The 23,336-nt window shown below is 67.9% G+C and carries 22 protein-coding genes; 11 read left to right on the forward strand and 11 right to left on the reverse strand.

The window, feature by feature from the left end; translation table 11 throughout:
• Positions 1–7: 7 nt before the first annotated feature.
• The gene (locus tag NA8_RS03785) at positions 8–772 is read left to right on the forward strand and encodes an alpha/beta fold hydrolase (protein WP_305781609.1); all 765 of its coding nucleotides are present in this window, start codon (positions 8–10) and stop codon (positions 770–772) included.
• 16 nt (positions 773–788) lie between these two features.
• Here the strand turns inward: NA8_RS03785 and NA8_RS35460 are convergent, their stop codons facing one another.
• The 4 genes from NA8_RS35460 to NA8_RS03805 form a co-directional block, all read right to left on the reverse strand.
• Complete coding sequence (locus NA8_RS35460) at positions 789–3,068, reverse strand: LuxR C-terminal-related transcriptional regulator (RefSeq protein WP_063048958.1); 2,280 nt, start codon at positions 3,066–3,068, stop codon at positions 789–791.
• A gap of 121 nt (positions 3,069–3,189) precedes the next feature.
• On the reverse strand, positions 3,190–4,419 hold the full coding sequence (locus tag NA8_RS03795; protein ID WP_063048959.1) for a bifunctional 3,4-dihydroxy-2-butanone-4-phosphate synthase/GTP cyclohydrolase II: 1,230 nt from the start codon (positions 4,417–4,419) through the stop codon (positions 3,190–3,192).
• Positions 4,420–4,480: 61 nt separating this feature from the next.
• Entirely contained in the window at positions 4,481–5,056 is a 576-nt protein-coding gene (locus NA8_RS03800; RefSeq protein ID WP_063048960.1) for a PadR family transcriptional regulator, read from the reverse strand.
• Between the two features lie 37 nt (positions 5,057–5,093).
• Positions 5,094–5,936: an IclR family transcriptional regulator gene (locus tag NA8_RS03805; RefSeq protein ID WP_063048961.1), complete on the reverse strand. Its 843-nt coding sequence runs from the start codon at positions 5,934–5,936 to the stop codon at positions 5,094–5,096.
• Between the two features lie 218 nt (positions 5,937–6,154).
• Here NA8_RS03805 and NA8_RS03810 point away from each other — a divergent pair, with 218 nt between their 5' ends.
• From NA8_RS03810 to NA8_RS32410, 6 genes are all read left to right on the forward strand, one after another.
• Positions 6,155–6,661, forward strand: coding sequence for a flavin reductase family protein (locus tag NA8_RS03810; RefSeq protein WP_063048962.1), 507 nt, complete (start codon positions 6,155–6,157; stop codon positions 6,659–6,661).
• Positions 6,662–6,754: 93 nt separating this feature from the next.
• A complete protein-coding gene (locus tag NA8_RS03815) occupies positions 6,755–7,897 on the forward strand; it encodes a 3-ketosteroid-9-alpha-monooxygenase, oxygenase component (RefSeq protein WP_063049005.1) in 1,143 nt (380 codons plus the stop codon).
• A gap of 10 nt (positions 7,898–7,907) precedes the next feature.
• A complete protein-coding gene (locus NA8_RS03820) occupies positions 7,908–8,135 on the forward strand; it encodes a hypothetical protein (protein WP_063048963.1) in 228 nt (75 codons plus the stop codon).
• 68 nt (positions 8,136–8,203) lie between these two features.
• A complete protein-coding gene (locus NA8_RS03825; RefSeq protein WP_281198947.1) occupies positions 8,204–9,271 on the forward strand; it encodes a ferredoxin--NADP reductase in 1,068 nt (355 codons plus the stop codon).
• 16 nt (positions 9,272–9,287) lie between these two features.
• On the forward strand, positions 9,288–10,199 hold the full coding sequence (locus NA8_RS03830) for a VOC family protein (protein WP_063048964.1): 912 nt from the start codon (positions 9,288–9,290) through the stop codon (positions 10,197–10,199).
• Between the two features lie 37 nt (positions 10,200–10,236).
• Positions 10,237–10,383: a DUF1059 domain-containing protein gene (locus NA8_RS32410; protein WP_084466500.1), complete on the forward strand. Its 147-nt coding sequence runs from the start codon at positions 10,237–10,239 to the stop codon at positions 10,381–10,383.
• A 27-nt stretch (positions 10,384–10,410) separates the two neighbouring features.
• Here the strand turns inward: NA8_RS32410 and NA8_RS03835 are convergent, their stop codons facing one another.
• Positions 10,411–11,010, reverse strand: coding sequence for a TetR/AcrR family transcriptional regulator (locus NA8_RS03835; protein WP_063048965.1), 600 nt, complete (start codon positions 11,008–11,010; stop codon positions 10,411–10,413).
• Positions 11,011–11,075: 65 nt separating this feature from the next.
• On the opposite strand from NA8_RS03835, the gene NA8_RS03840 reads away from it, so the two are divergent.
• Positions 11,076–12,374: a YhgE/Pip domain-containing protein gene (locus NA8_RS03840; protein ID WP_063048966.1), complete on the forward strand. Its 1,299-nt coding sequence runs from the start codon at positions 11,076–11,078 to the stop codon at positions 12,372–12,374.
• A gap of 14 nt (positions 12,375–12,388) precedes the next feature.
• Here NA8_RS03840 and NA8_RS03845 read toward each other — a convergent pair whose 3' ends face one another.
• Positions 12,389–14,620: a glycoside hydrolase family 3 C-terminal domain-containing protein gene (locus NA8_RS03845; protein ID WP_063048967.1), complete on the reverse strand. Its 2,232-nt coding sequence runs from the start codon at positions 14,618–14,620 to the stop codon at positions 12,389–12,391.
• 84 nt (positions 14,621–14,704) lie between these two features.
• On the opposite strand from NA8_RS03845, the gene NA8_RS03850 reads away from it, so the two are divergent.
• A complete protein-coding gene (locus NA8_RS03850) occupies positions 14,705–15,319 on the forward strand; it encodes a TetR/AcrR family transcriptional regulator (RefSeq protein ID WP_174550036.1) in 615 nt (204 codons plus the stop codon).
• Positions 15,320–15,385: 66 nt separating this feature from the next.
• Positions 15,386–18,292, forward strand: coding sequence for a UPF0182 family protein (locus tag NA8_RS03855; protein ID WP_063048968.1), 2,907 nt, complete (start codon positions 15,386–15,388; stop codon positions 18,290–18,292).
• 18 nt (positions 18,293–18,310) lie between these two features.
• Here NA8_RS03855 and NA8_RS03860 read toward each other — a convergent pair whose 3' ends face one another.
• The 5 genes from NA8_RS03860 to NA8_RS03880 form a co-directional block, all read right to left on the reverse strand.
• The gene (locus NA8_RS03860) at positions 18,311–18,907 is read right to left on the reverse strand and encodes a DUF2165 domain-containing protein (RefSeq protein WP_157106514.1); all 597 of its coding nucleotides are present in this window, start codon (positions 18,905–18,907) and stop codon (positions 18,311–18,313) included.
• A 302-nt stretch (positions 18,908–19,209) separates the two neighbouring features.
• Entirely contained in the window at positions 19,210–19,725 is a 516-nt protein-coding gene (gene msrA, locus NA8_RS03865) for a peptide-methionine (S)-S-oxide reductase MsrA (RefSeq protein ID WP_063048970.1), read from the reverse strand.
• On the reverse strand, positions 19,722–20,177 hold the full coding sequence (gene msrB, locus NA8_RS03870) for a peptide-methionine (R)-S-oxide reductase MsrB (protein WP_063048971.1): 456 nt from the start codon (positions 20,175–20,177) through the stop codon (positions 19,722–19,724). The genes msrA and msrB overlap by 4 nt, the downstream gene beginning before the upstream one ends.
• Positions 20,178–20,325: 148 nt before the next feature.
• Positions 20,326–21,486 (reverse strand): hypothetical protein, encoded by a 1,161-nt coding sequence (locus NA8_RS03875; RefSeq protein ID WP_063048972.1) that lies wholly within the window; start codon positions 21,484–21,486, stop codon positions 20,326–20,328.
• 11 nt (positions 21,487–21,497) lie between these two features.
• Entirely contained in the window at positions 21,498–22,424 is a 927-nt protein-coding gene (locus NA8_RS03880; protein WP_063048973.1) for a metal-dependent hydrolase, read from the reverse strand.
• A 240-nt stretch (positions 22,425–22,664) separates the two neighbouring features.
• On the opposite strand from NA8_RS03880, the gene NA8_RS03885 reads away from it, so the two are divergent.
• A complete protein-coding gene (locus tag NA8_RS03885) occupies positions 22,665–23,285 on the forward strand; it encodes a TetR/AcrR family transcriptional regulator (protein ID WP_063048974.1) in 621 nt (206 codons plus the stop codon).
• Positions 23,286–23,336 lie beyond the last annotated feature (51 nt).

Here is a 23,336-nt window from a genome sequence, read left to right on the forward strand (position 1 = left end):
AGCACTGGTGCTGCTGCACGGTTCCGGGCCGGGAGTCTCGGGCTGGGCCAACTTCGGCGCGAACCTGCCGGTGCCGGCCGAGCGTTTCCGCTGTCTGATCGTCGACCAGCCCGGCTTCGGCGCCAGCGGCCGCCCGGCGGCGTACGAACGCAACTACCTGCGCATCTCCGCCGAGGCGGTGCTCGGCCTGCTCGATGACCTCCGCCTGGACCGCGTCCACCTGCTGGGCAATTCGATGGGCGGTGCGGTCGCGACGTTGCTGGCGCTGGAACATCCGGACCGGGTCGATCGGCTGGTGCTGATGGCGCCCGGCGGCGTCGGGGTGAATGTCCTGGGGCCGGAACCATCCGAAGGCATCACGCGGTTGCTGGAGTTCAGCGCCGACCCCACCCGTGAGCGCCTCGTGCCCTGGCTGCGCACCATGGTGTCGAGTCCGGGGATCCTGACCGAGGACCTGATCACAGCCCGGCTGGCCGCCGCGTCGGATCCGGCCGCCATCGCCGCGCTGCGCGACGCCTACGCGACATTCGCCGATCCCGCTCTCGCCGAACCGGTTCCGCTGTGGGCGCGGCTGCGTGGACTGCGCCCGCAGACACTGATTCTGTGGGGGCGCGATGATCGAGTGACACCGGTGGAGGCGTCGCTGCTGCCCGCACGGCAGATCCCCGATGCCGATCTGCGAGTTTTCGCCCGCTGTGGTCATTGGGTGCAGATCGAGCGTAAGCCGGCGTTCGAACGCGCCGTCGTCGATTTCCTCACCGCCGGGCTCTGATCGCCGCCCACGTCGATCACAGCCCGTGATCGCGGACCCATCCCGCGACCTGGGTTCGCGAGGTGAAGCCGAGCTTGGTGAGGATGTGCTCGACGTGGGTCTCGGCGGTGCGCACCGAGATCACCAGATCCGCGGCGATGCGTTTGTTGCTGTGCCCGGCCGCGACCAGCCGGGCGACGTCCTTCTCCCGCCGGGTGAGGACGTCAGCCGCCTCGGAGCCGGCCGAAGCGGGCTGCGGCGGCCGCGGTGCGGCGGGCGTGCGACCCAGCGCATAGTCGATCGCCTCGCCCAGCGACAGCGCCGCGCCGCTGTCGAAGATCTCCTGGAACCGACGCTCGCCCAGCGCTTCTCGGACGCGCCCACGCATCTTGTCACCCACTACGCCGGTGATGGCGTGTGCGAGGCGCACCGTGCTGCGCGCGAGGATCTCCGCGGCGCCGAGCAGGCGCGCGGCTCGCTCGAAGTCCGCGCGGGCCACCGCCGTCCACGCCAGCCCCTCGAATCCGGAGGCGAGCCAGACGCACCGCTCGAACAGGCTGAACATTTCGATGGACCGGGCGAGATAGCCGGTCGCGGCGGCCTGATCGCCGCGTCGCCAATGGTCCAGGCCCATAGACCACTGTGCCAACCCGCCGAGCAGAGATGGTCCCCGCTCGGTGGCGACCGTGAGCAGCCGCTCGGCGAAAACGGTCGAGCGCGCGTCGGCGAGCACCAGCGCGCACACGAATGCGAAGGCCAGACTGTCCATCTCCATGGCGTGATGTCCGCATTCGGCCGCCAGATGCGTCGCGGTCTCCGCCAATTCGAGCGCGCGGACGGTGTCTCCGTCGTTGAAGGCCAGCAGTGCCGAATCGAGCATCGCCTCCGCGAGAATATCGGGGGCATTGAGTCTGCGTGCCAGGGTGACGCATTCGTCCACCAATTGGCGAGCGGACCCGCGATCGGACAGCAGCGCCGCCAGCGAGGCGGCCGCGGACAGCCCGCGTGCGCGAAGTTCGGTCGGTTCCCTAGACTTCGCCAGCGCATCGGTCAGCCAGCGATACCCTTCGGTCAGGAAGCGGTTGTGCTCCCAGAACGGCCGCAGCACCGCGGCCATCTCGAGTGCCGACTCCGGTGTGTCGACGAGGCCGGACTGCAGAGCCGCGCGCAGATTCGCGTGCTCGCGGTTCAGTTCACGAAACCATGTGACGTCGTCGGAACTCCAATACGCGGTCCGGCCGCGCAGCGCCAGTCGCCGGTAGTGGTCGCGGTGACGCGCGCGCACCGTGGGCTCGTCGCCCCGCTCGGCCAGCCGGTCTTTGGCGAACTGCCGGATCGGCTCCAGCATCGAGTACCGGCCGACATCGCCGTCGTAGCGCAGGCTCAGCACCGATTTGTCGACCAGGCCGGTCAGTGCGTCGAACAGTGTCCGCGCCCCAGGGGCGGGCAGGCACACGGCCTCGGCGGCGTCGATGTCGAAGCCGCCCGCGAAAACCGACAGCTGTTCCCACAATCGCTGTTCGGCGGGCGTGCACAGGTCGTAACTCCAGCGGATCGCACCCTCGATGGTCTGCTGTCGCTCCGGCGCGAGTCGCGGTCCCGCGCTGAGCAGGCCCATGGTGTCGTCGAGCCGAGCGAGGATCTGCTCCGGAGTGAACATGCGAAACCGCAACGCGGCCAGTTCCAGCGCGAGCGGAATGCCGTCCAGCCTGCGGCAGATCGCGGCCAGCGCGGCCCGGTTCGCCGACCTGGCCGCGAAGCCGGGGTTGGCGGCGCCCGCCCGTTCGGCGAGCAGCCGCATCGCATCGCTGTCCGCGCTCTGCCCCTCTGCGAGCGGCAGGGGCGCCACGGGCATGACCTGTTCGCCCTGGACCCCCAGCACCTCCCGGCTGGTCGCCAGCACCCGTACCTCCGGGGTTGTGGCCACGATCCTGCCGACCAGCCGCGCGCACGCGTCGATCAGGTGCTCGCAGTTGTCGAGAATCAGCAGCAACCGTTTGTCCGCGAGGAACTCGGTCAGCCTCCGTAGGGGCGCCGCAGTGTCGTCGCGCAGCGCCAGCGCTTCCGCGACTGTCACCGTCACCAGGTCGGGGTCGTGCACGTCGGCGAGCTCGACCAGCCACACTCCGTCCGGAAACGCACGCGCGACCACCGCGCCGACCTGGCGGGACAACCGGGTCTTGCCGACACCGCCCGGGCCGAGCAGCGTCAGCACCCGCGTCGTGGGCAGCAGCCGCTTCGCGGCGGCGAGTTCCTCCCGGCGCCCGACGAAGCTGGTGACCTCGGCAGGGAGGTTGCCGATGGGACGCCGCGCCATGGGTGTCAACCCTAGGTACCGCGCGTGGCGCGCAGGAGCATTCTGGACAAATTCGACTCCGGTGGACCTGCCCGCCTGGCCCGCCGGCACAGGGTCGGCGGTGGAACCGAACCGATCCGGTTCATCGGACGGCGACAGCGGCGTCGACCTCGGTCAACTGGTGGCGCATCCGGTCACGCTTGGCGCGCAGATAGTGCACGTTGTGCTCGGTGGTACCGGCCTGCAGGGGAATTCGCCGTTCGATGGCGATCCCGTACGCGGTCAGACCCGCCTGTTTGGCCGGATTGTTGCTGAGCAGCCGGACCGACCGCACGCCCAGGTCGGTGAGGATCTGCGCAGCGGCGCCGTAGTGGCGGGCGTCGACGGGCAGCCCGAGCCGCAGGTTCGCGTCGACCGTGTCGGAGCCGGCGTCTTGGAGCTGGTAGGCGCGCAGTTTGTTGAGCAAACCGACGCCGCGTCCCTCGTGGCCGCGCAGGTAGACCACGACCCCGCGGCCTTCGGCGGCCACGGCCTGCATGGCGGCGTCGAGCTGCTCGCCGCAGTCACAGCGCAGCGAGCCGAACGCGTCGCCGGTGAGGCATTCCGAGTGCACCCGGGTCAGCACGTCGCGCTCGCCCGGTGTGCCGAGCACCAGCGCGAGATGTTCGGCGTGGTTCGTCTCATCGCGATAGCCGACCAGCCGGAACTCGCCGAAACGGGTCGGCAGCCGCGTTTCGACGACGCGCTGCACGCCCGGCTCGAGCCCGCGGCGGTGATCGACCAGATCGGCGATGGAGATGATCGGGATTCCGTGCACCCGGGCCATGGTCAGCAGCTCGGGGAGCCGGGCCATCGACCCGTCGTCGCGCACCACCTCGGCGATGACTCCGGCGGGGCGCAGGCCCGCAATGCGCACCAGATCGACCGCGGCCTCGGTATGCCCTCGCCGGCCGAGGACGCCGCGCGGGTGCGCCCGCAAGGGGAATACGTGCCCGGGCCGGGTGAGATCCCGGGGTGTGGCGGCGGGATCGGCGAGCAGGCGCATGGTGTGGGCGCGGTCGGCGGCCGAGATGCCGGTGTCGATCCCCGTCGCCGCGTCCACCGAGACCGTGTACGCGGTGCCCTTCGGATCCTGGTTGAGCGCCGTCATCGGCGGCAGCTCGAGCCGGTCCAGATCGCTGCCCATCATGGGCACGCACAGCACGCCGCTGGTGTGCCGCACCAGGAAACCGATATTCTGCGCGGTCGCCCGCTCGGCGGCCAGCACCAGATCGCCTTCGTTCTCGCGGTCCTCGTCATCCACCACTAGCGCGATACCGCCGCTCGCGATCGCCGCCACCGCGGCAGGCACCGAGTCCAGTTCACCGGTCATCAGCCACCACCTCCATATGCCTAATAGAAATATGACGGGGACGGAACAACCAGGCGGCGTCTCACTCAGTGAGGCGATCGATATCCGCCAGCAACTCCCGCGCGAAATCGCGCTCGGCCTCGTAGTGCCGCACGCACCAGCGCAACACCAGTTCCGGATAGGCCCAGTCCGGATTCGCCTCGGCGCCCTTCGCGTCGGCCTCGGCGCGTTTACGCATCTTCTCGGCGTACGTGATGTGCTCGCCGAGGATTTCGCGCATCCGGTCGGGCTCGGCGAGGTTGCCCAGCCACGCTCGCAGCATCACGCTGTGCTTGAGCACCGGCGCCTCGACCGGCGCGTGGTTGACCCAGTTCGCGGCGGCCGCACGGCCTTCCGGCGTGATGGAGTACATCCGCTTGCCCCGCACGCCGTCCTCGTGCACCACGGTGCGGGAACTGGCGTAGCCGTGCTTCTCCAGACGTTTGAGCTCGGCGTAGATCTGGCTGAACGACGGGCTCCAGTAGAAGAATTGCAGACTCCAGTCGGCCCATTTCTTCAAGTCGTAGCCGGAGAGTTCGTCGGCGTGCGAGAGCATTCCGAGCACGGCCCACGCGGTCGTAGGCAGGTCGGGCACCGCGGGTGTGCCGCCATCGGTCATGGTCGGACTGTACCGCCCAGGCATATTCGGCTTCGGGCTATCGCCAGCGCGCCCGGCGGGGGAACAACGTCCGGCCGGCCTCGTGGGATATCTCGAGCAGCACCCGTGCCAGCTTGTCGAAACTCATCGCCTCGGCCCGCCCGGACAACGACAGTGCCGCGGGCGCCGTGCCGCGGCCACGCAACGGCGCCGCGACGCACGCGATTCCGTCCATCGATTCCTCCCGGTCCAGCGCCACGCCCTGGCGCAGCCGGATCTGGGCCAAGGCGCGATGCAGCGCGCCGGACTCGGTGATCGTGTGCGCGGTCAGGCGCGGCAGCCGGGAATGGAACGCCGCTTCGGCGATGCTCGGTTCCAGCGCCGCCAGCATCGCCTTGCCGAGCGCGGTGCAGTGCGCGGGCATGCGGCCGCCGAGGCGGGTGGGCAACAGCGCGGCCAAGCGGCCACCGGCCTTGTCCAGGTAAACGATTTCACGTCCGTCGAGCACCGCCAGATGGCCGACCATGCCGGTGCGCTGACACAGCTCGTGCAGCAGCGGGCTGACGGCATCGCGGATCTCGTTGTGATCGGCGGTGAGCCCGCCCAGTTCCAGGGTGCGCATGCCGAGCCGGTAGCCGCCGGAGGTATGGGCCAGCCAGCGCAGCCGGATCATTTGATCGAGGATCCGATGGACTGTCGAGCGTGGCAGGCCGGTGCGCTCCACCAGGCCCAGCAGCGTCAGCGTCGGGGTCGCGGCGTCGAAGGCGTCCAGGATGAGGGTCATCCGCTCGATCATCGATACCGGCACGTCGGCGGAGCCGGGGTCGGCCCTGTGGGGCCGGCTGCCGTGGGGGAGCCGGGCGGTATGCGGCTCGGCGTCGGGTAGCAGGGTGACGGTCATTCGAACCTCCGTCGATCGCATTCGGTCGACCAGGCATGATGCGCCCGATCGTTTGTGTCTCCCATCACACTGACGGGGTCGCGACCGGGAGGAATCGGGAGAACTACGTAGCTTCCACGGATCTCCGTCTCGGTGACCGGACTCCGATCTTGACCTCCCTCCGGCGGTGGCTGCTGTCATAGCTGTCAGGTATATGCCTGATCGAAATAGGAGGCCCGATGGAACCGGTGCTCGAGATGGACGGATCGCCACTGGACGTGCGCGACTTCAAAGCCGTGCTGGGTCGCTTCTGCACCGGCGTCACGGTGATCACCGCGCGGTCGGCGGCCGGGCCTGCCGGATTCACCTGCCAGTCGTTCTCGGCGCTGTCGCTGGAGCCGCCCGCAGTCTGCTTCTGCCCGGCGCGCACGTCTACGTCGTGGCCACGCATTCGCCAGGTCGGGCGGTTCTGCGTCAACATCCTGGCCCACGACCAGCAGGAGATCTGCGGGCAGCTCGCGCGCAGCGGCACGGACAAGTTCGCGGGAGTCGACTGGGAGCCGTCGCCGAACGGCTCGCCGCGGCTGGCCGGGGCCGTGGCCTGGCTCGATTGCGAGCTCGAACAGGAGGTCGACGGCGGTGACCACACGATCGTCATCGCGCGTGTCACGGCGCTGTCGGAGCATCGCGAGGCGCCGCCGCTGCTGTTCTACCGCTCCGCGTTCGGACGGTTCGATCCGGCCTGAGCGCCTCCCGGCCAGTGGGACTGCGCATTTTCGCCCCGGCATGCCGAACCGAAATATCGAGGTGACAAACGTACGTGAATTGTGGAGGAACCGATGACTACCGACACCGAGGTTCGAGTGATCGACGCGGGCGCTCCGCCCGCCCGGTACGCGCGCGGCTGGCACTGCCTGGGGCTGGCGCAGGACTTCCGGGACGGGAAACCGCATAACGTCGAGATCTTCGGCACCGAACTGGTGGTCTTCGCCGGCGCGGGCGGAGAGCTCAACGTCCTGGACGCCTACTGCAGGCACATGGGCGGGAACCTGGGTGACGGCCGGATCAAGGGGGACTCGATCGCCTGCCCGTTCCACGACTGGCGTTGGGGCGGCAACGGCCGTTGCACCGGCATCCCCTACGGCCGCCGGGTGCCACCCCGCGCGCGGACCCGGTCGTGGCCGACGCTGGAGCAGAACAAGCAGCTGTTCGTCTGGAACGACCCGGAGGGCAATCCGCCGCCGGAACACGTCGCCATCCCGCGCATCGAGGGCGCGTTCAGCGACGAGTGGACCGACTGGACCTGGAACACCATGACGATCGACGGCGCGAACTGCCGCGAGGTCATCGACAACGTGGTGGACATGGCGCACTTCTTCTACGTGCACTTCGGGTTCCCGACCTACTTCAAGAACGTCTTCGAAGGTCACATCGCCAGTCAATACATGACCTCGGTGTCACGCGAGGACATGATGGGGGAGACCGCGAAGGCGTTGGGCGGCAAGAATGTCCTGCACTCCGACGCCTCCTACTACGGCCCTTCCTACATGATCGATCACCTGCGCAGCGAAAGCGCGGGCCTGGCGGTCGAGGGCATCCTGATCAACTGTCACTACCCGGTGTCTCCCACCGAGTTCGTGCTGCAATACGGCGCCATCGTGAAGAAACCGCACGGCGTGTCGCCGGAACAGGCCGAGGACATCGCGGCGAAGTTCGCCGGTGGTCTCGGCCGCGGCTTCGAACAGGACGCCGCGATCTGGCGGCGCAAGACCCGCATCGACAATCCGCTGCTGTGCGAGGAGGACGGACCCGTCTACCAGTTGCGCCGCTGGTACGAGCAGTTCTACACCGACGTGGCCGAGATCGCTCCGAAGATGACCGATCGCTTCGAGTTCGAGGTCGACACCACCCGCGCGGTCACCGCGTGGGAGGCGGAGGTCGCCGAGAATCTCGCCGCGCAGCGCGCCGGCGTCGAGTCCTGAGCGGCCTGCGATGGAGCCGGTTGCCTGCCGCACCTGCGCGACGTGCGTGCTGGTCGAGAAATTCAGCCCGCAGCACACCAGCGTGCAGTGGACCGCGAGCGCGGTCGCGGCCTGCGCCGAGTTCACCGGGGCGGACAGCGCGCGAGTGCGGACCTGCGCCGCGCTGCGCGACAGCATCGATGCCGCGGTCGCGGGCGGTCGCATCGAAGTCGGCACCCGGGACGGGGACGTGCCGTGAGCGCGTCGAACGCCGTGGACGACCGGAGAGGGGACACGACAGTGGATGGGGCTGGAGCGACCTCGGTAGTGCCGCCGCGGATCGGTATCCCCGGCGACAGCGAGAGCCGACCCGGAGCGGTTCTGCCCCTGCGCGTGGCGCGGGTGATCCGGGAAACCCACGATGCGGTATCGCTGGAGTTGGATGTCGTCACGGAGCAGCCGGATTCGATCGCATACCGTCCGGGTCAGTTCCTGACGCTGCGGATACCGAGCGAGCCGACCGGCTCGGTGAGCCGCTGCTACTCCTTGTCCAGCGCGCCGCACGAGCAGGGTCCGCTGAAGGTCACCGTCAAGCGAACCCCCGACGGATACGCATCGAATTGGCTGTGCGACAACGCGACAGCGGGCATGGTCTTCGACGCGCTGCCGCCCGCGGGCGTCTTCACCCCCGCGTCGCTCGACGACGACCTGCTGTTGTTCGCGGCGGGCAGTGGCATCACTCCGGTGCTGTCGATCCTGAAATCGGTGCTGGCGGCCGGGTCCGGGCACTGCACGCTGATCTACGCCAACCGCGACGAGCGCTCGGTGATCTTCGCCGCCGAGCTCGCAGGCCTCTCTGCCCGGTATTCCGGCCGCCTGCTCGTGGTGCACTGGCTGGAGAGTGTGCAAGGGCTGCCGAGCCGCGCGCAGCTCGCGGCGCTGGCCGGACCGTGGTCGGATCGCGAGGCGTTCGTCTGCGGTCCCGGTCTGTTCATGGACGCCGTCCTTGCGGCACTGATCGGGCTGGGGGCAGACCGCGAGCGCGTGCACGTCGAGAAGTTCGTGTCGCTCAACGGCAATCCGTTCGACAGCGGCACACCCGCAGTCGTCGACGCCGGCGACTGCGCCACCGTAGCGGTCGATCTCGACGGCGAGACACGCGAACTTCCGTGGCCGCGGCAGCAGGTGTTGCTCGACGTCCTGCTGGCCGACGGATTGGAAGCGCCCTACTCCTGCCGCGAGGGCGCTTGCAGCGCGTGCACCTGCCGGATCGTTTCGGGGCGGGTGGAGATGCGGCACAACGAAGTTCTCGACGAGGCCGATCTGGCCGACGGGTACGTGCTGGCCTGCCAGGCGGTCCCGATCACCGACACGGTGCAAGTCACCTATTCCTGAGGAGTACGACGAATCAATGGCTGATATCGCCTCGCTCGGCTACGTCCGGATCGCCGTCGCCGATGTGGCGGCCTGGCGCGCCTTCGCTTTCGACGTGATGGGCTTCGCGCAGGCCACCGGCCCGAATCCGGACAGTATGTACCTGCGGATGGACGAGCACGCCTATCGCTTCGAACTCGTTCCCGCGCAACACGATCGCGTGCTCGCCGTCGGCTGGGAGGTGCGCGACTATCGCGCCCTGGCCCGGGTGCGGCACACGTTGGAGCGGGCGGGCGTGGCCGTCGCACCGCTCGCCCAGGAACAGGTCGACGCCTTGCGGGTGGAGGAAGCCTTCATCTTCACCGATCCCGCCGGGTTCACCGTCGAGGTCTTCCACGGCCCGGTGCTCGACCACAGCCCGGTCGTGACCGCGCACGGCAACCGTTTCGTGACGGGGGGATCGGGGCTCGGCCATGTCGTGCTGCCGGTGCCCGACCTCGAGGAGGCGAACCGCTTCTACTGTGAGGTGCTCGGATTCCTGCCCCGCGGCTCGTTCCGGGTGCCCACCCCGCCGGAGGTGGGCCCGATTCGCGTGCGATTCCTCGGCGTCAACCGGCGTCACCACAGCCTCGCCCTGATCCCCGGCACCCGCTCAAACGGTCCGGGCCTGGTGCACATCATGGTCGAGGTCGACGAGCTCGACGCCGTCGGCCGCGCGTTGGACCGCGTCATGCGGGCCGGCTATCCGTTGTCGTCGACCCTGGGCCGCCACACCAATGACAAGATGATCTCCTTCTACGTCCGCACACCCGGTGGCTGGGATCTCGAATACGGCACCGACGGCGCATTGGTCGACGAATCCACCTACAGCGCCGAGGAGATCACCGCGGACAGCTACTGGGGCCACGAATGGTCCCGTGGCCGACCCGGCGAGGCGGTCACGCCGTGAGGTCCTAGACTGTCGATTCGAGGAGGAAGGAACGCTGATGAAGCGAAATCTGAACTGCCCCTGCGGAGAATCGATCGTCGGAACCGACGAGGACGATCTTGTGTCGAAGACGCAAGCGCACCTGGCGGACAAGCACCCCGGACACGACTACTCGCGCGACGAGATCCTGTTCATCGCGTACTGACCGAGAGCTCCGGGCGCGCCCGGAGCATCACGGCCTCGGACGCAGACCCTCGATCATGTGCGTCGTGGTCTCGTCCAGCAGTTCGTCGGCGGCTTCCACGGCGATCACGCCCGAGCCGACGAAGGTGGCCAAGCCCTGCAGTGCGGCGACCGCGGACAGCGCGATGCGCCGCGGGTCGCCGGCGATCACCTCACCCCGCTGCTGCGCTTCGGCGATGAGCGCGACCGGCATCGCGAACGCCGCGTCCACGGCGCGGGACATCACATCGCCCGCGGCAGGGCTGTGCCTGCGTGCGAACATGAGCGCCACGAGCGCGGAATTCTCGGTGGCGAATCGGAGATAGGTCCGGGCCAGGGCGCGGAAGCGCCCCTCGATCGCACTCGCGGCCGCAGTCTGCTCCAAGGCGGCGGCGAGACGCTGGAATCCCGACACCGCGATGGCGTCGAGCAATGCCTGCTTGTCCTTGAAATGCCGGGTCGGAGCGGCGTGACTGACTCCGACGTCACGGGCCAGCCCGCGCAGCGACAGGCCGTCGACACCGGACTCGCGCAGCGTCGCTTCGGCCCGCTGCAGGAGTTCGGCGCGCAGGTCGCCGTGGTGGTAGGACCGGCTTCGAGTGATCGGCATGGTGTTTGCAGGATAACAAAATGTAGGCATTGCCTACTTTGTAGGCGGTGACTACATTTACTCGCATGACGGTTCGGACCTTTACTGCCCCGATCGCGGTGCTCACGGTCTTCGCGGCGCTGCTCGCCACCATGTACCTCGGCTACGCCGGCAATACCGAGAAGAACTTGCACGACTTCCCGATCGCCCTGGTGAATCAGGACGTGGGTGACACGCTCGACGGCAAACCCGCCAACATCGGCGCCCAGGTCACCGACGCGCTGGTCGCCGGCATCCCGGCGGAGAAGGTCGACCTGCGCGTACTCGGCATCGCCCAGGCGCGCGAACAGTTGCAGGACGGCGAGGTGTACGGCGCCATCGTCATCCCGTCCGACTTCACCAAGCGTCTGGCCATTCTCGGCGCGGCCGCCGTGGTCCCCGGGGAGATCGAGCGGCCGGTGATCACGGTCCATACCAACCCGCGCATCGGTCCGTACACCACCGGCATCATGCAGCGCGTCGCCGATCGCGCGTTGAACCAGGTGGACGAGACCGTCGGCAAGAACCTGACCGGTCAGGTGAACGCCGCCCTCGCCGCGGGTCCGGGAGCGCCGGTCGAACTCACCGGCGCCGCCAGGTTGATGCTCGCCGACCCGGTGCAGATCGTCACCGCGCCGTACCGCCCCATGGACGATGGCGCAGGCCAAGGCCTCGTCGCCTTCTTCTACACCTTGATCCTGCTGCTGGCGGGCTTCACCGGCGCCATGATCATCCACACGCTCGTCGACTCGGTACTCGGTTTCACGCCAACCGAGTACGGTCCGTGGTTCGTCCACCAGCCGGCCACCGGGATCTCCCGATTCCGGACGCTGCTGGTGAAATGGGCGGTCGTCCTCACCGCGGCGCCGATCCTGTCCGGGATATTCCTCGCGGTGGCCGCCGCCTTGCGTGTTCCGCTGGGCAGCCCACTGCTGTTGTGGCTCTACGGAACAGTTGCCATCGTCGCCGTCGGCGTGACCGCGCTGGCCGTCCTGGCCACCTTCGGCACCGCCGGACTGCTGGTCAACCTGATCTTGTTCGTCGTCCTGGGCCTGCCGTCGTCGGCCGCCACTGTCCCACTGGAAGCGACGCCCGTCTATATCGCGAAACTGGCCGCCTTCGAGCCGATGCACCAGATCTACCTGGCCGTGCGCGCCATCCTGTTCTTCGACGCCCACGCCGAAGCCGGTTTGGGCCACGGGCTGTGGATGACACTGCTCGGCCTCGGAATCGGACTGTTCCTCGGCGTCACGGCCACGTACGCCTACGACCGCCGGGGACTGCACCGCGCGACAGCGCCTGTCGGCCGTGCCCCGGCCGTGGGCGCGCCTGCCGTCGCCCGGTGAACGGATCCGGGCGATCAGTCGCCGGTGGCGGCCAGCAGCGCGTCGAGCTTCTGCGGGTCGACGCCGAAGCCGGTGAGGTGGTTCAGCGGAATGGAGGCGATCATCCGCATCATGTCCACCCCGAGCGTCGAAGCGTCGCCCATACTCTCGGACATACCGCCGAACATGTCGGCCAGCACGGCCGCCGCCCTCGGATCGGCCAATGCCTCGCCGAGCGTCGACTCCGCCGTGATCGGGAGCCGCAGTTCGTCTCCGGCGACCTCGACCTGCTCGCTGACGCGTAGGTCTCGACTGGAAGCGCCTGCCCACACCCGGTAGGCGCCGCCTTCCACGATCCAGCGGTCGACGCGAGTGTCCCAATAGGCCAGATCGTCCCGGCGTAGCAACATCGAGATCTCCTCGCGTGCACCCGGTTCCAGTTCGGCGGTCACCGCGACGCCCTTCAGCTCGCGGGCCGGACGTGTCACGGAGGAGCGGGGCAGCGCGGTGTACACCTGCACCACCTCGCGGCCCGTGTGGGAACCGGTGTTGGTGACGCCGACGCGCACCGTGATGCCCGCTTGGCTCGCGGTGAGTGTCAGATCGGAGTAATCGAACGTGGTGTAGGACAGGCCGTGCCCGAACGGGTAGCACACATCCATCTCCCGGCTGTCATACCAGCGGTAGCCCACATACAGTCCCTCGCCGTAGCGCACATGCGAATTCTCGCCCGGGAAATTCAGATAGGCCGGGGTGTCCTGCAAGCGGACCGGCACCGTCTCGGCCAGTCGCCCCGACGGATTCACCACACCGAACAGCACGTCGGCGAGTGCGCCGCCCCCGGCCTGGCCGAGCAGCCCGCCGTCCAGGATGGCGGGCGCCGAAGCGGCCACCGTGCCCAGCCGCACCACGCCACCGTGCGCGAGCACCACCACCGTGTCCGGTCGTACCCGCACCACCGCGTCGAGCAGGTCCAGTTGCTCGGCGGGCAGTTCGAGGTGCTCACGGTCGAAGCCCTCGGATTCCTGCGTGGCGGCCAGGCCCAGGAACAGCACCGCGACGTCCGCGTTCGCCGCAGCGGCGACGGCTTGCGCGCGCAACGCGTCGTTGTCCGCGTCCGTGTCGTCCGTGGCGAAACCCCGGCAGTAGGAGACCGTTCCGGAGCCCGCGAGCGCGCGGATCTCGTCCAGCGGCACATCGAGCCGGGTTGGGTTGACGTGTGAGCTGCCGCCCCCCTGATATCGAGGTTCCGTCGCGAATTCGCCGATCACCGCCAGCGAGCGCCCCGGTGTCAATGGCAGCAGGCCACGGTCGTTCCGCAACAGGACGACGCAGCGTGCGGCGACCTCGCGGGCCAGGCGATGGTGGTCATCAGTGGTGTCGCCGGCGTCGGTCATGGCGCGACCGGCCACCACTCGCCCCGCCAGCGTCGCCACGTTCCGCGCGGCACGATCGACGTCCGCCGGATCGAGGGTGCCCGCGGCCATCGCCGCCATCACCTGGGCGTCGGAGACGCCGCTGCCGCCCGGCATCTCCAGATCCAGTCCGGCCGTCACGGCGGCGGGCCGGTCGGCCACCGCGCCCCAGTCGGAGACCACCGCACCGTCGAATCCCCATTCGCCGCGCAGCACGTCGGTCAGCAGCCAGCGATTTTGCGCGGCGGGCACACCGTTGATCCGGTTGTAGGAGCACATCACCGTCCACGGCCGGGCCGTGCGCACGATGTAAGCGAACCCGCGCAGGTAGATCTCGCGCAGCGGGCGCGGGTCTACGTCGGAACTCGACCGCATCCGGTCGTGCTCGGCATTGTTGGCGGCGAAATGTTTGACGGAGGCGCCCACTCCGGTGCTCTGCAGCCCGGTAACCCATGCCGCGCCGAGCAGGCCGGTGAGCAGCGGGTCCTCCGAGTAGTACTCGAAATTGCGTCCGCAGCGCGGATCCCGCTTGATGTTGACTCCCGGCCCGAGCAGCACGTCCACGTCCAGGGCGCGGGCCTCCCGGCCCAGTGCCGCGCCCACCCGGCGCACCAGTTCGGTGTCCCAGCTCTGCGCGAGCCCCACCGCGGGCGGGAAGCAGGTGGCGGGCAGGCTCTCGGCCAGCCCCAGGTGATCGGTCGCCCCCGCCTGCCTGCGCACACCGTGCGGGCCGTCGGTCATGGTCACCGAGGCGACGGGACCGATCGCCTTGGTGGTCCAGAAGTCCGCGCCGCTGCCGAGCGCGGCGCGCTGCTCCGGCGCCAGGTCGGCGAGGTCGGGCGTGCTCGTCATCGAGGCTCCTCGGGTCGAGACCGTTACCGAAAACAGTATGCCATTCGGTTTTCGTAGCCGTGCTGTTCCGAGTACAGTCACGGCGTGGTTCGGCGCGGCGCGTATTCGAAAGGGATCGCCAAACGTGAGGAGATCTTGGAGGCGGCGCTGGAGATCGTGGCACGCGTCGGATACAGCAGGGCGACCGTGCGTGAACTCGCCGAGACCGTCGGCCTGAGCCAGACCGGGCTACTGCACTACTTCGGCAGCAAAGAGCAGCTTTTCACCGCCATCCTGGCACATCGCGACGAGGCCGACCGCGAGGTCTTCACCACCCCGGCCGCGCCGCCCGATCTGCCCGCCGCGCTGCTGGGCCTGATCCGGCACAACGCGGAAGTCCCCGGCTTGGTGGAGCTCTACACTCGCTTCTCCGCGGAGGCCGCCCGCCCTGGCCACCCCGCCCACGAGTACTTCCGCGACCGCTACCGCACCGTCCGGGACGTCCTCGCCCGCGCCGTCGCCGACCTCCGTGAATCCGGCCGCCTTCCCGCCGATCTCGACCCCGGGCGCTTCGCCGTCATCGCCATGGCCCTGCTCGACGGCCTGCAGACGCAATGGCTGTACGACCCGGACGTGGACATGGCCGACCACGTGGCGTACCTGTGGGAGCTGATCGAGCGCCCGGCCGATCGGCCCGAACGGTTTCCCTCACCCCGGTAGTATCGAACTCAGCGGTTTCGCGTCGGCCGTACGTCATCGGCCGGGCGGCAGCCACGGGAGTGGGAAATGAGCGCACGCGACGGCCCCAGCCTGCGGCGGTGGCATCGCAGCACCCGGGTGCTGGTGCTCGCCGCCACGGTGTTCGTCGTGTCGTTGTTGATCGTGCCCCGGTTGATCAGGGGCTATGTCAGCTGGCTGTGGTTCGGTGAAGTCGGCTTCCGTGGCGTCTGGCTCACCGTGCTGCTGACGCGGTTGTCGCTGTTGTTCGTCATCGCGCTCATCATCGGCGGCGTCCTGTTCGTGGCGATGTGGCTCGCGTTCCGGTTCCGCCCGCTCTCCCTGCCGGAGTCCGGCGAAGAGGACAGCCTCCGGCCGTTTCGGACGATGGTGATCCGCCGTCCGCGGCGGTTCGGTCTGGGTGTCGCTGTCACGGTGGGACTCATCTGCGGCCTCGCCGCGCAGTCGAGCTGGATGACCATCCAGCTGTTCGTCCACGGCGGGTCGTTCGGTGTGTCGGACCCGCAATTCGGGCATGATGTCGGGTTCTTCGTCTTCGACCTGCCTTTCTACCGATTCGTCGTCAACTGGTTGTTCGTCGCCGTCCTGCTGGCCTTCGTCGCCGGGCTCGCGACGCACTACCTGCTCGGGGGGCTGCGGCTGTCCGGAAAAGCCGGCGGCCTGTCGCACGCGGCCCGCGTTCAGCTCGCCGTACTCGCCGGCGCCTTCATCGTGTTGAAGGCGGTCGCCTATTGGCTCGACCGCTATTCGCTGCTTTCCAGTAGCAGCAAGGAACCCACCTTCGCGGGCCCGGGCTACACCGACATCAACGCGGTGCTTCCGGCTCGCCTGATTCTGTTCGCGATCGCGCTCATCTGCGCGGCGGCGGTCTTCGCCGCGGTCGTGGTGCGGGATCTGCGGATTCCGGCGATGGCCGCCGCGCTGCTGCTGTTGTCGTCGATCCTGGTCGGAGCCGTCTGGCCGTTGGCCGTCGAGCAGTTCTCCGTCCGCCCGAACGCCGCCGACATGGAGCGCGTCTACATCGAACGCAATATCGCGGCTACCCGGCAGGCCTATGGGATCGGCGGCGACCGAGTCGAGTACCAGCCGTATTCCGGCGTCGGAACCAAGCCGCCGTCGGAGGTCCCCTCGGACGTCACGACGCTCGCCGACGTGCGTCTCCTGGACCCGAACGTGCTTTCCCGGACGTTCACCCAGCAACAACAGCTGAAGAACTTCTACAGCTTCCCGCCGCATCTGGACCTGGACCGTTACCGCATCGGTGGACAACTGCGCGACTACGTGGTCGCGGCGCGGGAGCTGACGCCGAGCGCGCTGAGCGGTAACCAGCGCCATTGGGTCAACCGGCACACCGTCTACACGCACGGCAACGGGTTCGTCGCCGCACCGGCCAACCGGGTCAACGCGGCGGTCCGCGAGGCCGCGGGCGATGCGGCCAGCAGCAACAGCGGATACCCGATCTACGCGGTCGGCGACATCGCCTCCCAAGCCGCCGGGCATCAGGTGATCCGAGTGGATCAGCCCCGCGTCTACTTCGGCGAAGTGATCGCCCACGCGAGTCCGGACTATGCCATCGTGGGCGGCGGCACGGCGCCACGCGAGTACGACACCGACACCACCTCGTACACCTACACCGGCGCCGGTGGCGTCCCGATCGGGAACTGGCTCGATCGCCTCGCCTTCGCCGCGACCTACACCGAGCGCAACATCGTCTTCTCCAAAGCGATCGGTCCCGGGTCGAAGATCATCTTCAATCGCGATCCGCGCCACCGCGTCGAACTCGTCGCACCGTGGCTGACCACCGACAACAATCCCTATCCTGCGGTGGTGGACGGCCGTATCGTCTGGATCGTCGACGCGTACACCTCGATCGACGGCTACCCCTACGCCAAACGCAGCTCGCTCGAAGCGCTCGAACCGGGGGACGATATCGACCGGGGATCGCCTCGGCAGGTCTCCTACGTGCGTAACTCCATCAAGGCCACCGTCGACGCCTACGACGGCACAGTGCGGCTCTACCAGATCGACCGGCATGACCCGGTCCTGGCGGCCTGGATGAAGGTCTTCCCCGGCGCGGTCGAACCCGAGGAATCGATCACCCCGCAACTGCGCGCCCACTTCCGGTATCCGGAGGACTTGTTCACGATCCAGCGCGAGATGCTCGCCAAATATCACGTCGACGAACCGCGGGAGTTCTTCACCACCAACGCTTTCTGGTCGGTGCCCAGTGATCCCACCGTGGAAACCAACCCGCACCAACCGCCGTTCTACGTCCTACTCGGTGGCCAAGGCAGCGCGGAGCCGTCGTTCCGGCTGGCCAGCGCGATGGTCGGCTACAACAGGGAATTTCTCTCCGCCTATGTCTCCGCCCGCTCCGATCCCGAGAACTACGGCAAGATCACCGTCCTGCAACTGCCCACCGACACCCTCACCCAGGGGCCACAGCAAATCCAGAACTCGATGATCTCCGACACCAGGGTGGCATCCGAGCGCACCCTGCTCGAGCGCTCGAACCGGATCCAATACGGAAATCTGCTCACCTTGCCGATCGCCGACGGCGGCGTGCTCTACGCCGAGCCACTGTTCACCGAGCGGATCTCGACGGCGCCGAACGCCTCGACCTTCCCGCAGCTGGCGCGAGTGCTGGTCAGTTATCGCGAACCCGGCACCGGCGGCGTCCTCGTGGGGTACGCGCCGACTCTCGCCGAGGCGCTCGACCAGGTGTTCGGGCCCGGCACCGGCCGGCTCGCCACACCACCCGGCGGCGGCCCCGGCGCTCCGCTGCCACCGGGCCAGCAGCCGGTGGCGCCGCCGTCGGGGCAACCGCAGGCGCAAGGGCAACCGCCGGTGGATCAAGCGAAGATCGCCGAACTGAACAAGCAGATCGATGAGATCCGCGCTGCCCTCGAGCGCTTGCAGAAGCAGCTGAACGAACTCGATCGCAACGGTCGCTGACGCGGGCGTCAGCGACCGTTATCGCGGCAGAACCTGATCCGATTGCGTTGCCGCCGAGACGCTTTCGGGGCCGGGGATACGCTGGGCGTCGGGTAGGTGAACGAGGATCAGGCCGACGCCCGCGATAAGGAAGTTCTGCAGCGCGGCCGACGACGCGTTCACATCGTCGTTGGCCCACATGCGGAACCATTCGCCGCCGACGGTCAGGAACCCGCCCAGGAACAGCAGCACCGCCATGGTCCAGCCCAGGCTGGACAGCCGCACGGCCGCATCGAGACCGGCTCGAAGCCGGCGCGGCCGTCCGGCCAGCACCCGGACCCACGCGGCTCCCGCGGCCAGTAGCACGAAGGCGATCAGGAACTCCCAGATCACGACCAGAATGTAGGCGACGAGCGCGACGTTGCCGTTGGTGATCGCGCGCCAGTCCGTTCCCGGATTGTGGATCGTCGCCTTCATCGACAGCACGGCGGCGACCCCGTTGCGATTGGTGTCGGTGTCCACGCAGTTGGTGAACGCGACGAACAGATAGTAGAAGCCGGTGATCGTGGCCAGTGTCGCCACCGCCATCCGGCGGCTACCCGCCACATCGAGAAACCTTGCGCCGCTGCGCGTCATCTGCCTACCTCGGGTCGACTGGCATGAAGGTCCGGACATCCAGGCGCCGACGATCATATCGGCGTACGCGTGCGTCTTCTCCCCATGGCGGGGGAGTCGGAGGCGGTCGAAAACCCTCTACCGCAAGTCTTTCCGTCCGCCGGGCGGAACGGCGATCTCGCGTGCCCGCCTCGGCCCCGGCGGGTTCCGCGGAACGGGTCGGAACGCGGCGACTGCGCCAACCGGGAGGGTGGCGCAGTCGCATACTTGCGGTCGGACGTCTCGGCGGCTACCGGGGCGCGGCGCCGCCGAGCCCGCGCCTCCTACTGCGCGGTGGTCTGCCGCTTCGGCAGCTTCCAGCCCGGGCGGGGGAAGTGGCAGGTGTACCCGTCCGGGTAGCGCAACAGGTAGTCCTGATGCTCCGGCTCGGCCTCCCAGAACTCGCTCGCCGGGGTTACCTCGGTGACCACCTTGCCGGGCCACAGGCCGGAGGCATCCACGTCGGCGATGGTGTCCAGGGCGACGCGCTTCTGGTCCTCATCGAGATAGAAGATCGCCGAACGATAGCTGGTCCCTATGTCGTTACCCTGGCGGTCCTTCGTCGAGGGATCGTGGATTTGGAAGAAGAACTCCAACAGGTCCCGATAGTCCGTCCGGGCCGGGTCGTAGACGATCTCCACGGCCTCCGCATGGCCCGGGTGGTTCCGGTACGTGGGATGGTCGTTGCGCCCACCGGTGTAGCCGACGCGTGTCGACACCACCCCCGGCTGCTTGCGGATCAAGTCCTCCATGCCCCAGAAGCATCCACCGGCCAGGATGGCCTTCCGTGTGTCGCTCACGCCTCCTCCTTCGCGAAGAGAGTCCTGTACTGCCCATAGCCTTCCGCCTCGAGGTCGTCGAGGTGGATGAACCGCAGCGCTTTCGAGTTGATGCAGTACCGCAAGCCGCCCGCCTCGCGGGGGCCGTCGGTGAACACATGCCCGAGATGACTGTCTGCGTGCGCCGAACGCACTTCGGTGCGGACCATCAGGTGGCTGAAGTCCCGCTTCTGCACCACGTTCCCGGCGTCGATCGGCTTGGTGAAACTCGGCCATCCCGATCCGCTGTCGAACTTGTCGACCGAGGCGAACAACGGCTCACCGGAGACCACATCCACATAGATGCCCGGCTCGTGGTTGTCCCAGTACTCGCCCGTGAACGCCCGCTCGGTCCCGTTCTCCTGAGTGACGTGGTACTGCTCAGGGGATAGGGCGGCGACCGCCGCGGGATTCCGGTTGTACTCCCGTGCCACATGACCTCCTCATATCGGCCCCACGTACAACCCGGGCGCAGGCCCGGAAAATCCCGGGCGAGCCGGGCGTCACACCACGGCCGGGCCGACCGCATGGCAGGGCCGCCCCACCTCGGCGCTACCGGCGGCTCCGGTTCCTCGCCGCCTGCTATGCCATGGGACTCGCGGCTGTTGCCGGAGCGGTGGCAACCGCGCTTTCCGCCTGCTTCGGCCGTGGCACCGTGAACACGGCGATCACGCAGAGAATCGCGACCACGAAGCAGGCGAGTGTGTACCAGAGATTCCCGATCGGGTCTCCCTCGCTCGTCCTGCCGTCGACGGCGCCGAAGAAGTCGGGCAGCGCGGTCACCCAGAGCAACGCCATCACGCCCAGGTACACCACGCTGTAGATACGGACGAAGTCGTTCGAATAGGGCACGCTGTCCGCGCCGTCGCGCCGCAGCCGGAGCCATCGGCGGGTGAGAATCAGGACGGCGACGACAGTGAGGACGACCAATTCGGCGGCGTAGAGCACTCCGCGCACGGTGGTACTCCCCATGCCGAATACCGTTGCGGGTATCGGCAACACGCCTGTGCCCAACGATGCCAGCACGCCGATGACGACCGTACGCCAGACCAATTGGACCCCGGAGAACGTCTGTCCCCGCTCGACGTGCCGGCCGACGAACCATTGGACGCAGAACGCCAGCGACATCGGCCATAGGGCGGCGAAGACGACCACACTCGGCAGCGGCACCGAATCGAACATCGGCTGATTGATCGGATTGTCGATCGACCATTCCCACCAGCGCAGCTGCGGGCCGAGATGGTCGAAGATCTCATAGAAGGCATGGTGGACGAAGCCCACGCAAGCGGACCCGATGAGCACCCCGTGCCGTCGGAAGACTCCGAGTATCCGGACGATCTCGAAGGCCAGAGTGGCCATGAACGGGTAGATCGCGACGATGTAGAGCGGTAATCGGCCCCAGAGGAATTCCACGGTGAACAAGTTGTGCGCGAACATCGTATCCACGTGTTCGTCGATGCCGAAGGCCGCCGGGAAGTACAGCGGGGGTTCGATGATGAACAGGTACGCGGTCGCGCCGAACCAGAGCACCAGGTTGGTGGGATCGCCGTGGCGGCGCAACCGCACGATCGCGTAGATCAGCGCGAGTACCGCGCCCAGGACGATCGTGACCTCGAGAACGGGCAGCGTCCAGTTCTCCAACGCGAAGGGGTTTCGCACCTCGACCGGTCCGCCCGCCTCCTCGCACGAGAAGCCGAGCGCCGTGGCGAGCCGGTCGAAGGTGGGTGCGCAATGATCAGCCATCGGTCCGGCTCCTAGGGGGCGACCGTGCCGGCGGTGTACCAGTGCGAGACGTCGTAGCCGTCCTCGTAGCGCTGGAACCACACGTCGGCGAGCGCGGGCAGCTTCTCGTGGTCCGGGTTGTGTTTGGGCAGCTGACTGCGCACGACGCCCGCCAACGCGACGAGTTGCTCACGGAGCGGGAGATGGTCGAACGCCCGCGGCATCGGACCGTGGTCCTCCGACTGGAGGAACGGCAACCACGTGCGTAATTTCTGCCTGCGACGGTAGGACGCGAACATCGACAACGCGTCGACCTTCCGCTCCTCCAGCGGGACGTGCCGGTTGAAGCCCGCGCAGGCCACCCTGATCACCTTCAGCACGTGACGGAAGATCGACGGCGCCATGCGCATCCGATACACGTCGCTCCCGACGACGGAGTCGAAGATGATCAGCGCCGAACTGCGATGTTCGACTTCTTCGACGAAATGCCAGATGAACAGGGACGCGACCCGGTCGTCTCCCGGCCGGAAGAGGGTCGCGTCGTTGTCGAGCATCAGTTTGAACACCGGGGTGAAGGTCGCCTCCAGATCGGCGGTGTAGGCGAGCCGGTATTCGACCGACGTGTTCACGGTGAGGCGGTCGAATTCCGCGATCACTTCGTTGAGCGTCTCCTGCAACCCCGGGTATCGCCGGATCAGGGCGTTGGCATGTTGGCGGTGCGCGGTGGAGTGCTGGCCTTCCTGCCGCACGAACGCGTCGGCTTCCTCGGCGACCTCGGGATCGGTGATCAGGGGCATGGCCTCGCGAATCATGTTGACGATCATCTTCTCGAAGCCGATCGCCAGGAATGACACCGCATTGGCCATCGAGGAGAAGGCCGGGTTCTCCTCGTTCCACAGAAAGGGCACGTCGTAGTCCGCGAACGCGAAGCGCATCTTCCGGACTTGAAGATCGGTCACTGGGCTGTACCTCGTCTTTCGGGATCGAACAGGTCCGGCGGCGTCTTCCGGTGCCGCCGAGCCGCGTTGGACGTGATCATACATACGACGACACCTGTGTATGATCAGAATCGATGCTCGAATCGCAGGAGGGTCGACGCCACCGCATTGTGATACCGTCGGTCCCTTGATCAGGGGTGTCGGCAGGCTTTCTGATCAGCGGGTTCGCAAACGACAGGCGTCGAGTCGAGGAAGCGGGCAGTGGCAGGAAGGCGCGGGTGGGGCGGGAGCCCGCCGAGAGACGACGAGGAAGCGACTCGTCGCATAGTCGCCGCCGCCGTCGACCTGATCGGCCGGACGGGGTCGGAGATCAGCATCGCCGATGTCGCGGAGTCGCTGGGCGTCATCCGGCAAACGGTCTACCGATACTTTCCCAGTGCCGATGCGCTGATGACGGCCGCGGCGATCGCGTCGGTCGACAGTTTCCTCGATCGGCTGGCACGACACGTCAGCGGTATCGAGGACGCGGTGGAAGCGATGACAGAGGGAGTGGTGTACACCCTGGCCGAGGTGCGTCGAACACCTCATCTCGGCATCCTGCTGTCGAGTACCTACTCGAACGTCCACCCCGAAAGCTTGACGTCCGAAGAGGCGCAAGCCTTCGGAATGACGATGATCAAACGCTTCGACGTCGATTGGGAGCGGTACGGCTACGACGACGAGTCGCTGCACGAGCTCGTCGAATACGTCCTGCGGACGATGCAGTCGTTCTTCATTTCCCCCGGCAATCCACCCCGCGGCGAGGAGGATCTGCGGCGGTATCTACGACGCTGGATGGGCGCTGCGATCATCGCCCAGCTGAAGCCGTCCGCAAGCGTCTAGCGCCGCTGGGTGGCACCCTCGGGCGTGGCCGCGTCACACGCGCTTGCTGTG

It is taken from the genome of Nocardia arthritidis NBRC 100137 (genome assembly GCF_001612765.1).
Taxonomy (GTDB): Bacteria; Actinomycetota; Actinomycetes; order Mycobacteriales; family Mycobacteriaceae; genus Nocardia; species Nocardia arthritidis.